The sequence below is a fragment of the Anaerobacillus sp. ABA4_114 genome, assembly GCF_056159065.1.
On sequence record NZ_JBSWUM010000001.1, the window covers coordinates 2278665 to 2293896 of the forward strand.

Annotated in this window: 18 protein-coding genes; all 18 read right to left on the bottom strand. The window is 42.4% G+C overall.

Going from position 1 to position 15232, the window contains the following annotated elements; genetic code table 11:
• Positions 1-2: 2 nt before the first annotated feature.
• Complete coding sequence (gene xerC, locus ACXAEY_RS11520) at positions 3-908, bottom strand: tyrosine recombinase XerC (RefSeq protein ID WP_474812094.1); 906 nt, start codon at positions 906-908, stop codon at positions 3-5.
• 62 nt (positions 909-970) lie between these two features.
• The gene (gene trmFO / locus ACXAEY_RS11525; protein WP_270181856.1) at positions 971-2275 is read right to left on the bottom strand and encodes an FADH(2)-oxidizing methylenetetrahydrofolate--tRNA-(uracil(54)-C(5))-methyltransferase TrmFO; all 1305 of its coding nucleotides are present in this window, start codon (positions 2273-2275) and stop codon (positions 971-973) included.
• A 15-nt stretch (positions 2276-2290) separates the two neighbouring features.
• Positions 2291-4363, bottom strand: coding sequence for a type I DNA topoisomerase (topA, locus tag ACXAEY_RS11530; RefSeq protein ID WP_474812096.1), 2073 nt, complete (start codon positions 4361-4363; stop codon positions 2291-2293).
• Positions 4364-4433: 70 nt separating this feature from the next.
• Positions 4434-5315 carry a DNA-processing protein DprA gene (gene dprA / locus ACXAEY_RS11535; RefSeq protein ID WP_474812098.1) on the bottom strand — a complete coding sequence of 294 codons (882 nt, stop codon included), beginning with the start codon at positions 5313-5315 and terminating at the stop codon, positions 4434-4436.
• Between the two features lie 77 nt (positions 5316-5392).
• Entirely contained in the window at positions 5393-6301 is a 909-nt protein-coding gene (sucD, locus tag ACXAEY_RS11540) for a succinate--CoA ligase subunit alpha (RefSeq protein ID WP_270181853.1), read from the bottom strand.
• A gap of 16 nt (positions 6302-6317) precedes the next feature.
• The gene (sucC, locus tag ACXAEY_RS11545) at positions 6318-7478 is read right to left on the bottom strand and encodes an ADP-forming succinate--CoA ligase subunit beta (RefSeq protein WP_270181852.1); all 1161 of its coding nucleotides are present in this window, start codon (positions 7476-7478) and stop codon (positions 6318-6320) included.
• A gap of 390 nt (positions 7479-7868) precedes the next feature.
• Positions 7869-8039 (bottom strand): hypothetical protein, encoded by a 171-nt coding sequence (locus ACXAEY_RS11550; protein WP_270181851.1) that lies wholly within the window; start codon positions 8037-8039, stop codon positions 7869-7871.
• A 61-nt stretch (positions 8040-8100) separates the two neighbouring features.
• Entirely contained in the window at positions 8101-8880 is a 780-nt protein-coding gene (locus ACXAEY_RS11555; RefSeq protein ID WP_270181850.1) for a ribonuclease HII, read from the bottom strand.
• A gap of 52 nt (positions 8881-8932) precedes the next feature.
• Positions 8933-9787, bottom strand: coding sequence for a ribosome biogenesis GTPase YlqF (ylqF, locus tag ACXAEY_RS11560; RefSeq protein ID WP_270181849.1), 855 nt, complete (start codon positions 9785-9787; stop codon positions 8933-8935).
• Positions 9788-9798: 11 nt separating this feature from the next.
• A complete protein-coding gene (gene lepB / locus ACXAEY_RS11565) occupies positions 9799-10362 on the bottom strand; it encodes a signal peptidase I (RefSeq protein WP_270181848.1) in 564 nt (187 codons plus the stop codon).
• A 168-nt stretch (positions 10363-10530) separates the two neighbouring features.
• Positions 10531-10875 (bottom strand): 50S ribosomal protein L19, encoded by a 345-nt coding sequence (gene rplS / locus ACXAEY_RS11570; protein WP_224882090.1) that lies wholly within the window; start codon positions 10873-10875, stop codon positions 10531-10533.
• A gap of 125 nt (positions 10876-11000) precedes the next feature.
• Positions 11001-11735: a tRNA (guanosine(37)-N1)-methyltransferase TrmD gene (gene trmD / locus ACXAEY_RS11575; RefSeq protein ID WP_270182065.1), complete on the bottom strand. Its 735-nt coding sequence runs from the start codon at positions 11733-11735 to the stop codon at positions 11001-11003.
• Between the two features lies 1 nt (position 11736).
• Positions 11737-12258, bottom strand: a complete 522-nt coding sequence (gene rimM / locus ACXAEY_RS11580) for a ribosome maturation factor RimM (RefSeq protein ID WP_270182064.1) — start codon at positions 12256-12258, stop codon at positions 11737-11739.
• A gap of 19 nt (positions 12259-12277) precedes the next feature.
• The gene (locus ACXAEY_RS11585; RefSeq protein WP_270181847.1) at positions 12278-12667 is read right to left on the bottom strand and encodes a YlqD family protein; all 390 of its coding nucleotides are present in this window, start codon (positions 12665-12667) and stop codon (positions 12278-12280) included.
• A 108-nt stretch (positions 12668-12775) separates the two neighbouring features.
• A complete protein-coding gene (locus tag ACXAEY_RS11590; protein ID WP_270181846.1) occupies positions 12776-13003 on the bottom strand; it encodes a KH domain-containing protein in 228 nt (75 codons plus the stop codon).
• A gap of 80 nt (positions 13004-13083) precedes the next feature.
• Positions 13084-13356 carry a 30S ribosomal protein S16 gene (gene rpsP / locus ACXAEY_RS11595; RefSeq protein ID WP_270181845.1) on the bottom strand — a complete coding sequence of 91 codons (273 nt, stop codon included), beginning with the start codon at positions 13354-13356 and terminating at the stop codon, positions 13084-13086.
• An 84-nt stretch (positions 13357-13440) separates the two neighbouring features.
• The gene (ffh, locus tag ACXAEY_RS11600) at positions 13441-14790 is read right to left on the bottom strand and encodes a signal recognition particle protein (protein ID WP_270181844.1); all 1350 of its coding nucleotides are present in this window, start codon (positions 14788-14790) and stop codon (positions 13441-13443) included.
• A gap of 12 nt (positions 14791-14802) precedes the next feature.
• Positions 14803-15132: a putative DNA-binding protein gene (locus tag ACXAEY_RS11605; RefSeq protein WP_474812101.1), complete on the bottom strand. Its 330-nt coding sequence runs from the start codon at positions 15130-15132 to the stop codon at positions 14803-14805.
• Positions 15133-15232 lie beyond the last annotated feature (100 nt).

The following is a 15232-nucleotide window of genomic DNA, read 5'->3' on the forward strand; positions in this document are numbered from 1 at the left end:
ATTCAAGCTCTTGGATGATGGTTCATATATATATTTCGCAATCGATCGCCTGTCACATGGGTGTAGATTTGCGTCGTTGAAAGGTTCGCATGGCCTAACAGCTCTTGAACAGACCGAAGATCAGCCCCTTCATTCAACAGGTGAGTTGCAAAGGTATGCCTCATGACATGTGGACTGATATGTACATGCATCGAAGCTTCTTCAACAATACGATTTAAAATCGTTCTGACGCCACGAGCCGTTAACCTTGCACCTCGAAAGTTTAAGAAAAGAGCTCTCGTAGAGTCTTTGTCTTTCGGAATAAGCTGCCTTCTTCCATCGTCCATGTAATTTTTAATTGCATCGATTGCAAAACTCCCGATCGGGACATACCGCTCTTTACGACCTTTTCCAATTACAAAGATCGTTCCGATAGAAAAATCGATATCTTCTATATCAAGTGCTACACATTCACTCACACGAATGCCACAGCCATAAAGAACTTCGAGTAACGCTTTATCTCGCTGACCAAGTGCAGTCGTTACATCCGGAGCATCGAAGAGCTTATCTAACTCCTGTGTGTACAAAAACTGCGGAAGTCGCTTCTCTTGTTTAGGAAGTGAACTCATCGTAAACGGATTAACCTCTAAAACTTCCTCTCTTAAAAGAAAACGATAAAGGCTACGTAACGTTGATATTTTCCTAGCAGCCGTTTTTCTTGCAAATCCTTGCTCATGCAATTGAGTTAGGTAAATCCTAACATCTGCATAAGAAACAGCAGCAAAGACATCGAGAGTCTGCTGCTTCATGAAGTTCTGAAAATGTTCGATATCCTGCAAATAACTAGAGATCGTATGAGGTGAACAGTTCTTTTCAATCTGCAAATACTCTGAGAAAGACTGAACAAGCCTCTTTTGATTATTATCCATCCTTTATCACCTCAAAAGGCTTCTAAATCGTATCACAATTTAGAAGCCTAAGCAATAGAAATTTACAATATTTTTTTAAAATTCTGAATTGTTTCCAATGCGCGATTAGCGATCGCTTCATTGCGTTCTTTTTTGTTCTTAATCCTGTTCTCTAACGGTGGAAAAAGACCAAAGTTAGCGTTCATCGGTTGGAAATTGTCCGGGTTTGCAGTAGTGATATAGTTAGCTAAGCTTCCTAGAGCCGTTTGCTCAGGGAACACCACTGTTTCTTCTCCGTCCATCAATCTCGCAGCGTTAAACCCTGCAATGAGTCCTGCAGCTGCAGATTCTACATAACCTTCTACTCCAGTCATCTGACCAGCGAAGAATAAATCATCTCGATCTCTATACTGATAAGTTGGCTTCAGTAGATTCGGTGAGTTGATAAACGTGTTTCGGTGCATAACACCATAGCGTACGATATCAGCATTTTCTAGACCAGGAATCATTCGGATCACTTCTTTTTGAGGTCCCCACTTCAGATGAGTTTGAAAACCAACGATGTTATAAAGTGTCCCTGAGGAATTATCCTGTCGCAGCTGCACTACCGCGTAAGGACGCTTTCCTGTTTTAGGATCTTCAAGTCCAACTGGCTTGAGTGGACCGAACGTCATCGTTTTCTTCCCTCTTTGTGCCATGACTTCGATCGGCATACACCCTTCGAAAAAGATTTCTTTTTCAAATTCTTTCAAAGGTACCGTTTCTGCTGAAATGAGAGCTTCATAGAAACGGTTGAACTCTTCTTCAGTCATCGGACAGTTTAAATAAGCAGCCTCACCTTTATCATAACGAGACTTCTTGTACACTTTATCCATGTCGATGCTCTCCGTTTCGATTATCGGAGCTGCTGCATCATAGAAATACAAGTACTCTTCACCCGTTAGTGCTTTAAGCTGATCTGATAGATCTTTTGAAGTGAGTGGTCCAGTTGCAATAATTGCAGGACCTTCTGGAATCGTTGTGAATTCATCAGAAAAAACCGTTACGTTTGGATGTCCTTTCACATATTCCGTTACTTTCGCTGCAAATTCATGTCGGTCGACAGCTAATGCACCACCAGCAGGTACTGCACACTCATCCGCTGCTTTGATGATGACAGAATCCATCTCACGCATTTCTTCTTTCAAGACACCAACGGCATTCGTTAATGTATTTGCACGAAGTGAGTTACTGCAGACGAGCTCAGCGAACTTATCCGTATGGTGAGCAGGCGTTTGCTTCTTTGGTCTCATCTCATAAAGATGTACGTTGATTCCTCGCTTGGCTAGCTGCCAGGCCGCTTCACTTCCAGCGAGCCCAGCACCAATCACCGTAACGTGATTACTCATTTCAAAAACCCCTTACTAGTTTTCTTCTTCAACGAAATCACAGTTCACACACTTGATTTCTTTTTTCTTCTTCGTTTTCTTTTCGACAAGCATGTCTCCACATTTCGGGCATGGACGCTTGATCGGCTTATCCCAAGAAAGGAAGTCGCATTCAGGAAAACGGTCGCACCCATAGAATAGACGATTCTTTTTGCTTTTTCGTTCTACGATGTTTCCTTCCTTACATTTCGGACAGTCGACACCGATCTCTTTCAAGATTGGTTTCGTGTTTCGGCAATCTGGGAAATTAGAGCACGCCATGAATTTTCCGTAGCGCCCCATTTTGATAACCATCGGCGATCCGCATTTTTCGCAGTCCTCACCGGCTGGCTCATCTTTTATCTCAACTTCCTTCATTTCCTCTTCTGCGACTTTCAATCGCTTATCGAAGTTCTGATAAAATTCATCGATTACAGAAATCCATTCTGCCCCTCCATCCTCAACTTTGTCAAGGTCATTTTCAAGAGCAGCTGTAAATTCGATGTTAATAATGTCTTCGAAGAACTCCAGAATGAGCTCTAGCACAATTTCACCTAGCTCAGTTGGAACGAATTTACGATCCTCTAACGCAACGTAGCCTCTTCGTTGAATCGTATCAAGAGTTGGTGCGTACGTTGAAGGTCTTCCTATACCTAGCTCTTCCATCGTTTTTACGAGTCGTGCCTCGGAATAACGTGGAGGAGGTTGAGTGAAGTGCTGAGTAGGATCGATTTCCGTCGAAGCTACATCCATCCCCTCTTCTAAATCAGGAAGCATCTTATCTTCTTCTTTTTTGTTATCGTCGTTCCCTTCTACATACACCTTCATAAAGCCTTTGAACTTTACTTTCGATCCTGTAGCTCGGAACGTAGCGCCATTATTATCGAGATCGACGCTCATCGTGTCCATGATCGCAGGAGCCATTTGGCTCGCGACGAAACGCTCCCAAATCAATCGGTATAAACGAAGTTGGTCGCGCTTTAAATAGGCTTTCATTTCAGTTGGATTTCTCATCACAGAAGTAGGTCTTACAGCTTCGTGTGCATCTTGAGATTTACCAGATTGTTTCTTGGAAGGTTTTTTAGTCGATAAGTACTCTTGACCATACTTACCTTCGATGTATTCACTCGCTTCTGCTTTAGCAGTTTCAGAAATTCTCGTAGAATCCGTTCTCATATACGTGATTAAACCAACGGTACCCTGTTTCCCTAACTCGATTCCTTCGTATAACTGCTGAGCGAGCATCATCGTCTTCTTTGCTCTAAAGTTAAGCTTTCTCGCAGCTTCCTGTTGAAGGGATGACGTCGTGAACGGTTGTGCAGGGTTTCGCTTCCGTTCCTTCTTTTGAACGGACTGTATACGGAACTGATCCCCTTCGATTCGATTCAATATGTTATCAACATCTTTACGGGATGAAAGGTCTGTTTTCTTTCCTTCTATACCGTAGAATCCAGCTTCAAACTGTTCGCCGTCTTTCTCAAAAGCAGCTTTAATCTTCCAATATTCTTCAGCCTGGAAGTTTTGTATTTCCTTTTCTCTTTCCACGATCAACCGAACCGCTACCGTTTGAACTCTTCCTGCGCTCAATCCTTTTTTCACTTTCTTCCAAAGTAAAGGACTGATATTGTAACCAACGAGTCGGTCCAATACTCTTCGTGCTTGTTGAGCATCTACTAAGTCCATGTTGATTGCTCGAGGTCGTTTAAACGCATCTTTTACTGCATCTTTCGTAATTTCATTAAATACTACTCTGCATTCTTTGTCTTCATGAATTTTCAAGCTATGTGCTAAATGCCATGCAATCGCTTCCCCTTCGCGATCGGGGTCGGCCGCTAGATAAACTTTCTTCGCCTTCTTCGCAGCATCTTTAATTTCTTTAAGCACAGGCCCTTTCCCGCGTATTGTTATATATTTAGGAGCATAGTTGTTTTCTACATCAACGCCCATCTGACTTCTGGGTAAGTCGATCACGTGACCCATCGATGCTTTCACCTTATACTTCTTTCCTAAATATTTTTCAATTGTTTTTGCTTTAGCGGGAGATTCAACAATAACTAGATAATCTGCCACAGTAAGTTTCCTCCCCCCATTGAGGTAATTTTAAAATCTTCACCATTATTAAATATTCAAAACTCTTTTGTCAAATAGTGCTAGCTACTTTTTCTTGAAATTCACTGTATTCAGCCAGTATATCTTCACCTTTTAATATAAGTTTTGCTCCCTGCTGAATCAATCGATTCGTACCTTCAGAATGCACGTCTGTCAATCTTCCAGGCAAACAGAAGACGTCGCGTCCCTGGTCGATGGCCTGGTCTGCTGTTATAAGAGAGCCACTTTTCTTTTTCGCTTCGACAACGAGAGTACCTTTTGATAAGCCGCTGATGATGCGGTTTCTCTCCGGGAACTGTTTTCGTTCTGGAAAACGGTGAGGAGGATACTCGGATAAAAGCAATCCTTCCTTAGCAATCGTTGCAGCAAGCTCTATGTTTTCTTTAGGATAAATATGTTTGAAACCAGAACCTAGTACTGCTATCGTTCCTGACTGGAGTGCAAGACGATGGGCGAGTGTATCGATCCCCCGTGCTAGTCCACTCACCACTGTCACATTATATTGAATGATCGGTTTTAAGACGATCTTCATCGTATCTTTAGCATGTGGTGAAGGGTGTCTCGTCCCCACTACACTTAAGCTAGGAGTATTCAAAAGTTGAACCTTCCCCATACAGTAAACAACCCATGGTGCATCATAAATATGCTTTAGACTTTCTGGGTATGCTTCATCGAACCGTGTGATCACTTTCATTTCTCTAATCCCATTCGTTTTCCAGGGTTTCGTTACATGCAGGTCCTGGTGAAACCGTGATGCGGACTGAAAATCAAGGTTAAAGTTCATTAAGTCAACAGCAGACATATCATATATGCTTTGAAGCGTGGGGTCAAATGTTAACAGTGATCGAATAACGTTCCAATTTGCGCCTTCACAGTGATGTAGTTGGATCAATCGGCTTCTCAATGTCCTCACTACAATTCTCTCCAATCAAGGAATCTTTCATTTTTTTATGTATAAGAGAAATAGCTCCCGACCGGGAGCTATTGCCTTTACGCTTTATGTGTTGTGCATTTCTCTAGTAAGTCTTTTTCCTTCAAAACGGAAATCAGTGTATCACCCATTACGGCAGGGGTAGGAGCAACTTTAATGCCCGCTGATTCCATCGTTTTGATCTTCTCTTCAGCAGTACCCTTACCGCCAGAAATGATCGCACCAGCATGGCCCATGCGCTTCCCTGGAGGTGCCGTTTGACCACCGATAAAGCCAACAACAGGCTTCGTCATGTTTGCTTTGACCCACTCTGCTGCTTCTTCTTCAGCTGTACCACCGATTTCACCGATCATGATAACTGCATACGTATCTTCATCTTCATTGAATGCTTTCAATACATCGATAAAGTTCGTACCGTTAACCGGGTCACCACCGATACCTACTGCAGTAGATTGTCCGATACCTTGTTCAGATAGTTGATGTACAGCTTCATACGTCAACGTACCAGAGCGGGAGACAACACCGACGTGACCTTTTTTGTGGATGTATCCAGGCATGATACCGATCTTGCACTCGTCAGGAGTGATGACCCCTGGACAGTTTGGTCCTACAAGACGGGTTTTCTTCCCTTCCATATAACGACTAACTTTTACCATATCGATTACAGGAATACCTTCAGTAATACAGATCGCAATATCGAGTTCAGCGTCGACAGCTTCCATGATCGCATCAGCTGCAAATGCAGGTGGAACATAGATTACTGACGCTGTAGCACCTGTTGATTTAACAGCTTGCTCAACCGTGTTGAAAACCGGAACGCCTTCGATTTCTGTTCCGCCTTTTCCAGGTGTCACTCCGCCGACAATCTTAGTACCATACTCTAGCATTTGCTGTGTATGAAATAATCCAACTGAACCGGTGATACCTTGAACGATAACTTTTGTATCTTTATTAATGTAAACGCTCATTCCTAGTCCCGCCTTTCTACTTAACTAATGAAACAATTTTTTCTGCGCCGTCAGCCATTGATTCTGCAGCTGTAATATTTAATCCTGAGTCTTTAAGGATTTGCTTTCCTAGATCTACGTTTGTACCTTCAAGTCGAACCACAAGTGGAATTTCAAGACCTACTTGTTTTGTTGCTTCGACTACACCTTCAGCGATTACGTCACACTTCATGATTCCACCAAAGATGTTTACATAGATACCTTTAACATTTTGATCTGAAAGGATGATCTTGAACGCCTCAGTAACTTTCTCAGCTGTAGCACCGCCCCCAACGTCAAGGAAGTTAGCAGGGTCGCCGCCATAGTGCTTGATAATATCCATCGTAGACATAGCAAGACCTGCGCCATTGACCATACAACCGATATTTCCTTCTAATGCAATATAGCTGAGCTCGTATTTTGAAGCCTCAATTTCCTTCGTATCTTCTTCATCAAGATCACGTAGCTCAAGGATATCCTTATGACGATAAAGCGCATTTGGATCAAAGTTAAGCTTCGCATCTAGCGCCATCACGTTACCATCACCAGTAGTTACTAGTGGATTGATCTCAGCGATGGAAGCATCTTTTTCAATAAAGGCTTTGTAAAGACCAAGCATAAACTTCACTGTCTTATTTACCATTTCTTTAGGGATATTAATGTTAAACGCTAGTCTTCTAGCTTGATAGCCTTGAAGACCAACTGCAGGATCGATTACTTCTTTGAAGATTTTCTCTGGCGTTTTTTCAGCCACTTCTTCAATTTCAGTACCGCCTTCTTCAGAAGCCATCATTACGACGCGAGATGTCGCACGATCGACTACTAGACCTACATAGTATTCGTTTTTAATGTCGCAACCTTCTTCGATAAGTAAGCGCTTTACTTCCTTACCTTCAGGACCCGTTTGATGAGTAACGAGTGTTTTACCGAGGATCTCCTCAGCATATGTACGTACTTCGTCGAGGTTCTTTGCAATCTTAACCCCACCGGCTTTGCCTCGACCACCAGCATGGATTTGAGCTTTCACTACATAAACGTCGCTCTCTAGTTGTTTAGCAACGTCCACCGCTTCTTTTGCGGAGTAAGCAACTTGTCCATTTGGGACTGAGACCCCATAACTTCTTAGGACTTCTTTTCCCTGATACTCATGGATATTCATTCTCTTGTCCTCCTATCCTACTCAATCAAGTCATTGACGACGTTTTCATTGTATAGAAAATTCCCACCGCTTGTCTACCCTTTTACTAAAAGTACCTTTTCTTTACATTACTTAAGTTGGATGGGTGGTCTTCCTTAAGCCTTTCTCATTGCCTTTCTTTAGCAGTTTAGTGCGTTCAAAACAAAAGGCTCCTTTCTTAAACTTTGTTACTATAAGAGGAGTGGTTAACTTGTGCTCTAGCGGGGTCTCACCTGTTCCGCAAGTCCTGTAGGAGTCGAGCACCCCTCCAATCAACTAAGTGTGGGTCTCTATTGCAAAATCTTCAAAAGCAACCGTCTTTTAGAAAAAACCAAACAAAAACTGCCGAGGCGTCCTCAGCAGTAACTTTTTTTATCTTCGATCTTCTTGTTCTTTTTCACCTGGAGATTTTTTCTCCTGCTCCCGCTTTTGATGATCCGTTACAGATAGATCCCTTGCTGCAGCAGGAGTATAGACACCAAACTCCTCACCAGCTTCTTCATAATAAGGGTCATTTTTTTCTGGATGCAATCGATCGTTCACTTGGCTCTTCTCCTTCTAAGTAGAATAACCATAGTATCATCAATTTACAGTGATTCATGCATCAAAGCATACCTAAACGTTCTCTCACAGGAGCAAACGTCTTACGATGTTCATTTGTGACGCCATAACGGTCTAATGCAGTCAGATGCTCTTTCGTTCCATAACCAACGTGTCTTTCGAAGCCATACTGAGGATACCGTACCGCCAGCTTCTCCATCATGCGGTCTCGCGTAACTTTTGCAACGATGGAAGCAGCAGCGATGCTTATACTTCTAGCATCTCCTTTGATTAACGATTCTTGTTGGATTGATAGCGGAAGCTCCATCGCGTCCACTAGTAAGAAGTCAGGGGAAACCGATAGCGCATGAACTGCTTTCTGCATTGCTTTTTTTGTTGCGTGGTAGATGTTGAGTTCGTCTATTTCCTCAGGGGTCATGACTCCTATCCCAACAGAGACAGAGTTTTCAAGTATCGCTTCGTATAGTTCTTCAAGCTTTGCTGTAGAAAGCTTCTTCGAGTCCTGAAGGCCATAGATTGGCTTCTCACCATCTAATATGACCGCAGAAGCCACTACAGGCCCCGCTAATGGCCCTCTTCCTACTTCATCGACTCCTGCTATGGTCGTAAACCCAGATGCGCTGTATCGCTCTTCAAACACGCTCATCTCTTTATGTAATTCTTTAACTTTTTCGATTTGCTCCTTTTTTCTCTGTTCTTTCGCTAAAAGTTCTTTCACACCTTTTCTGTCATCAGATTGAAATTCAGCCCAGTCTTCCTCTGAGTACTTCTTTTCTAAAATCATCTTTTTGATTTCGCTGATTGTTTTTTTGGAATTGCCCACACATTTCCCTCTTTCTTTATTTGAAAAATAATAAAAAAGGCAAGGCAATGCCTTACCTTTCCTCCTCTGGCGTCTCAAGAGTCAGATCGCCAAGCTTACCACTTCTAAGTTCTCTAAGTACTGTTTCAGCAGTTTTGTCGTAATCGATCCAACCACCGCCTAATAAGAACCCACGTTTTTTACCGATTTCATCAAATAATTCAACGATATCTTCTGGAATATCATCTAACTTATAACGATCCATCAGTCTGTTGGGATAATGTTCGCCTAGAAATTTCAGAGTGAAGACTGCGACATCTTGAAAATCCAAAATTTCGTCTTTGATCGCACCGGTTGCAGCAAGCTTATAACCGGTTTTTTGATCTTCAAACTTCGGCCATAGAATTCCTGGCGTATCGAGTAGATCCATTTCTTTGCCTACTTTGATCCATTGCTGTTTCTTAGTGATGCCTGGACGATCGCCCGTTTTCGCAATCTTCTTTCCCGCGAGCTTATTGATCAGAGTAGATTTCCCTACGTTAGGAATACCAAGAATGAGCGCCCGAACAGCACGCGGCTTCATCCCCTTCTCTACCATACGATCGAGCTTTTCGCTAACAAGCTCTCTCGCTGCAGCAGGAATCGATTTCACGCCCTTACCCGTGTGAGAGTCGATCGGCAGAGCTTTGTGCCCCTGACGCTGGAAATACTCCTTCCATTCTGCTGTTTTCTGATCGTCAGCCATATCAGATTTATTTAACAGGATTAGCCTCGGTTTAGAAGAAACGATCTCGTCGATCATTGGATTTCGAGAAGAAAGTGGAATTCTAGCATCCACAAGTTCAATTACAACATCGATCATTTTTAGTTTTTCAGTTATCTCCCGACGGGCTTTGGCCATGTGACCAGGGAACCATTGAATCGTCATGCAATCTCCACCTATTCCATTACTTGAATATCTGTTAGAGGCCAAAACACGATGTTCGCCTCTCCAATCACTTTATCTTTAGAAACAAAGCCGATCGAACGGCTATCTTTACTATGTTGTCGATTATCCCCCATAACGAACAGGTGCCCCTCTGGTACAGTCGTTTCACCTGTTAAACCGATGAGGTCAAAATCATACGTCAAATTACCCGAGAGTAAATCGTTCTTTGCTGTATCTAGATACGGTTCCTCCACAAGTTGACCGTTCACATACAGGTTATCATCTTTATATTCGATTTTATCACCTGGTAATCCGATGATGCGCTTAATGTAATCTCTTCCTTCTACAGCCTCGAAAACAACGATATCGAAGCGCTCTGGCTCACCAATATTATAACTTATCTTATTTACAATCATTCGATCACGATCATGAAGTGTCGGCATCATGCTTTCACCATCTACGACGATAGGTGCAAATATGAAATAACGAACAGCTCCAGCAAGTATAAAAGCGATCACTAATGCTTTTATCCAATCCCAAGAATCTTTTTTCTCTCCTGTTTTTTCACTGCTCATGTTCGTTCTCCTCCTATGATGGATAGTTCCGGAATCATTAATTCCCTTTAATACCCTCTCACAAACCTATGCACAGTTCATTTTACCATAGCAAATAGGACACCGATATCCTATAGAATAGAAAAAAGGAGCCTGACAGCGCAAGCTCCTTTTTCATAGATACCATTATTATCGAATTTCTTTAATACGAGCGGCTTTACCACGAAGTGCACGCAAGTAGTATAGCTTAGCACGGCGAACTTTACCGCGACGAACTACCTCAAGCTTAGCAACTTTTGGTGAATGTACAGGGAATGTACGCTCAACTCCAGTTCCGTAAGAAATCTTACGTACTGTGAACGTTTCGCTAATTCCGCCACCACGTCGTTTAATCACAACACCTTCGAATACCTGAATACGCTCACGAGTGCCTTCGACAACTTTAACGTGAACTTTCACAGTATCCCCTGGTCGGAAATTCGGAAGATCCGACTTAAGCTGTTCTTTTGTGATTTCCTGGATTAACTTGTGCATCAAGTAACCCTCCTTCCACACAGATGCTCTTATAAATAATGGTGCATTACAGCGGAACATCGTAATTCATGACTAATGCCACAAAAAACATCATAGCATAGCAGGTATTAGATTACAAGGGAGAATCAATCAGATTCTTCTTTTATTTCGTTAAGGATTTTCTGCTCTTCTTTCGAAAGCTCCTTAGACTCTAATAAGTCTGGTCTTCTTGTCCAGGTTCGTCTGAGTGATTCCTTTAAACGCCACTTTTCAATCGCAGCGTGGTTTCCCGACAGAAGCACGTCAGGCACAGCATGCCCTTCGTACGATGATGGTCGTGTATAATGAGGATGCTCAAGAAGCCCGCTACTGAATGAGTCCATTGGTGCTGAGCTCTTATTACCTAACACCCCAGGCAGCAACCTCGTCACACTGTCAATGACGACCATGCTCGCAAGTTCTCCGCCGGTCAAAACAAAATCTCCGATCGAGATTTCATCTGTAATGAGGTGCTCTCGAATCCTTTCATCATAACCCTCATAATGACCACACACGAAGATAAGGTGGTCTTCAGCTGCCAATTCTTCAGCTTTTGACTGTGTAAACCTTTCTCCCTGTGGACACATCAATATAACGCGAGGTTTTTTTGAAGGATCCGCGAGTGATGAGACAGCATCGAACACGGGCTGTGGCGTTAAGACCATACCAGCACCACCACCATAAGGGTAATCGTCTACATTCTTATGCTTATTGGTACTGTACTCTCTGAAATTCGTCACTTGATAAGAAACCGCACCACTTTCCTGCGCACGCTTTAAGATCGAGTGATTAAACACACCTGTAAACATCTCAGGGAACAACGATAGTACATCGATCTTCATGCTAATCACGAAGTCCTTCCATTAAATGAACGATCACTTCACCCTTCGATAAGTCTACGCTTTTGACTACCTGACTGATGTAAGGAAGCAGCAAATCCTTTCCTCCGCTAGCTTGTTGTACAACCCAGACATCGTTCGCACCTGGAGAAAGAATCTCTTTCACCTTACCAAGGTATTCTCCTTCGTCTGAGTGAACTTCAAGACCAATGATGTCACGATAATAAAATTCGTCTGCTTCTAACGTACCAAGCTGTTCCTCTTTAATTTTAAGAATTCCCTCTTTCATATGCTCGACCTCATTTAAGGAATGTAACCCTTCAAACGTAAGCAGATCGAACTGCTTATGTTTTCGATGAGAACGAACAACCAACTGAATCGGCTCTTTGTTTTCTTTAAACAAAAAGAGTTTATTCCCTTCAGCGTAGCGTTCTTCAGGGAAGTCAGTCCTAGAAATGACTCTTACCTCACCTCTAACACCATGTGTATTCACTATTTTCCCAACGTTTAACCATTGTGTCATGATGTAATTCCTTTCGTTTGAACTATGGGGTTATGCTTTGCACAATCCCATCTTTAATAATGATTTTACCTTTTTGTTCAGCAGCTTTCCACTCATCCCCCACTTCAATACTTTGGATGGCATCCACTTCCCCTTCATGAAGTTCGCTTTCTGGTGGAAGCTGCTCGATTTGTTCAATCTTATATTCAAGAATCGATATTTGCTCATTTCGAGAATGCAATTCCTTCTCGAATTGCTCACTGATCCACTCTTTATCAGAGGGCCGTTTCTTCTGCAACCGTTTCTTTTCAAATTGAAGTTGTTCTCGTTCTTGATCGAGGATCGCAATCTCTTGATCCCACTTATCTATATAAAAAGCTCGACTAGATTCTGTCAACAGCTGCTTCACTTCATACTTCTTTATGATATTCATTTTGGATTGCCTCCATGGTATAGAGGGATTTGGTAGCAACTCAATATAAGTTAACTATGTAAACATTGACGTCCCTTAAAACAACAAAAAAGAGGAGTACGACTCCCCTTATACGATTTCTAACTGTACACGCGTGCCTGATTGCACTGCTGCTGCATTCATTACTGTTCGGATGGATTTAGCTACCTTACCATTCTTTCCAATCACTTTGCCAGTATCGTTCGTATGAACATGGAGTTTATAAGTGACTTCCTTGCTTCCAGGTAGTTCTTCAACCATTACCTCATCAGGATAATCGACAAGGGCTTTTACGATCGTTTCAACAAGTTCCTTCATTTATTACCCCACCTTTTTAGATGATGGAAAAAAATACACCAAAGGAGGCTTTACGATAAAGCCTCCCCCACGGTGTCATGTTACTTTTGGTTTTTTGCGTTGTGTAGCTTTTCCATAAGACCTTCTTTAGAGAAAAGGTTACGGACTGTATCGGAAGGCTTAGCGCCTTTTAGCATCCAATCAAGAGCTTTTTCCTCGTTAATTTTAACGTCAACAGGATTAGCAACCGGATTATAAGTTCCGATTTCCTCGATGAAACGTCCGTCACGAGGAGCACGAGAATCTGCAACAACTACGCGGTAATAAGGGTTTCTTTTAGCACCCATACGTTTTAGACGAATTTTAACTGCCATGTGTTTCACCTCCAAAAAATACTCACATAAATAAATATAATATCATAAATTGTCACTCTTGTAAAGAGGAAATTTATTTCGTTTTTATTGCATGAATGGGAAGTTCATGCCCTTGCCTTTTTTCTTGCCACCTTTAGACATGTTGGTCATCTGTTTCATCATTTTCTTCATCTCATCAAATTGTTTTAAGAGACGATTGACGTCTTGTACAGATGTTCCACTGCCTGTAGCAATCCTTTTCTTGCGGCTCGCATTGATCACATCAGGCTGCTCTTTTTCAAGAGTGGTCATCGATTGAATGATCGCTTCAACTCGACCGATTTGTTTTTCATCAACGCTGACGTTTTTCATCGCCTTCTTGTTCATCCCAGGAATCATATCCATCAATTCATCAAGAGGGCCCATGCTGCGAACCTGTCCAAGTTGATCAAGAAAATCATCGAACGTAAAGCTCATCGTTCTCATTTTCTTCTCGAGCTCTTTTGCTTTGTCTTCATCCACTGAAGTTTGTGCTTTTTCAATTAGAGAGAGCACATCTCCCATCCCTAATATACGGGACGCCATCCTTTCTGGATGAAATGGTTCGAGCGCATCAAGCTTTTCACCCATACCAGCAAACTTGATCGGTTTGTCAGTGACTGACTTGATCGAAAGTGCAGCCCCTCCGCGAGTATCACCATCAAGCTTTGTTAGAACAACACCAGTAATATCTAGTGCATCGTTAAAGTTTTCGGCTACGTTCACAGCGTCTTGTCCAGTCATTGCGTCTACTACTAAGAAGATTTCATCAGGTGTTACTGCTTCTTTTACGTCCTTCAGTTCTTGCATAAGGTCTTCATCGATATGAAGACGACCGGCCGTATCGATCAGTACGTAATCTAAATGTTCTTCTTTAGCTTTTTCGATCGCTTTCGTGGCGATTTCGACAGGGCTTACCTGATCTCCCATCGAGAATACAGGCATGCTGAGCTGTTTACCTAGGGTTTCTAGCTGATTGATCGCTGCTGGACGATAGATATCTGCCGCAACGAGTAAAGGTTTTCGATTGTGCTTCTTTCGTAAATGGTTCGCAAGCTTCCCGACAGTTGTCGTTTTACCCGCACCCTGTAGACCAGCCATCATAATAACAGTTGGCGGACGGTTTGATACTGCGATCTTGCTTTGCTCTCCGCCCATAAGTGCAGTCAGCTCTTCATTAACTACTTTAATGACTTGCTGACCCGGCGTCAGGCTCTTCATTACTTCCTGCCCTACAGCCCGCTCCTTAACTTTATTAATGAACTGCTTCACGACTTTAAAGTTAACATCCGCTTCAAGTAGAGCTAACCTTACTTCACGCATCATCTCTTTGACGTCTGCTTCAGTAACTTTCCCTTTGCCGCGAATTTTCTGCAGGGTACCTTGCAGTCGGTCGGCTAAACCTTCAAATGCCATGTTTGCCGCCTCCTAATCGAGTTTTTCGAGAGATTTAATCAATGTTAGAGCTTTCGAGTTTGGATCCTCTTGCTTGAGCACTTCAGTAAGCTCTTCAAACAACTCTTGACGCTTGTTGTATCTCTCGAATAGCAATAGTTTTGCTTCGTATTCTTCTATCATTTGTTCCGTTCGCTTAATGTTATCATAGACAGCCTGACGGCTAACTTGAAATTCTTCTGCGATCTCACCAAGGGAGTAGTCATCCAAATAATACAATGCCATGTAATTCCTTTGTTTCGGAGTTAAGAGCGACTGGTAAAAGTCGAATAACGCATTCATACGCATTGTTTTTTCGAGCAATGGTAGCACCCCCTCGTGTTAAGGCAATCACCTTTACGTTAAATATACTACTATGCGTAAAATCATTTGTCAAGATTTTTTCTTAACACAATCTTTTCGT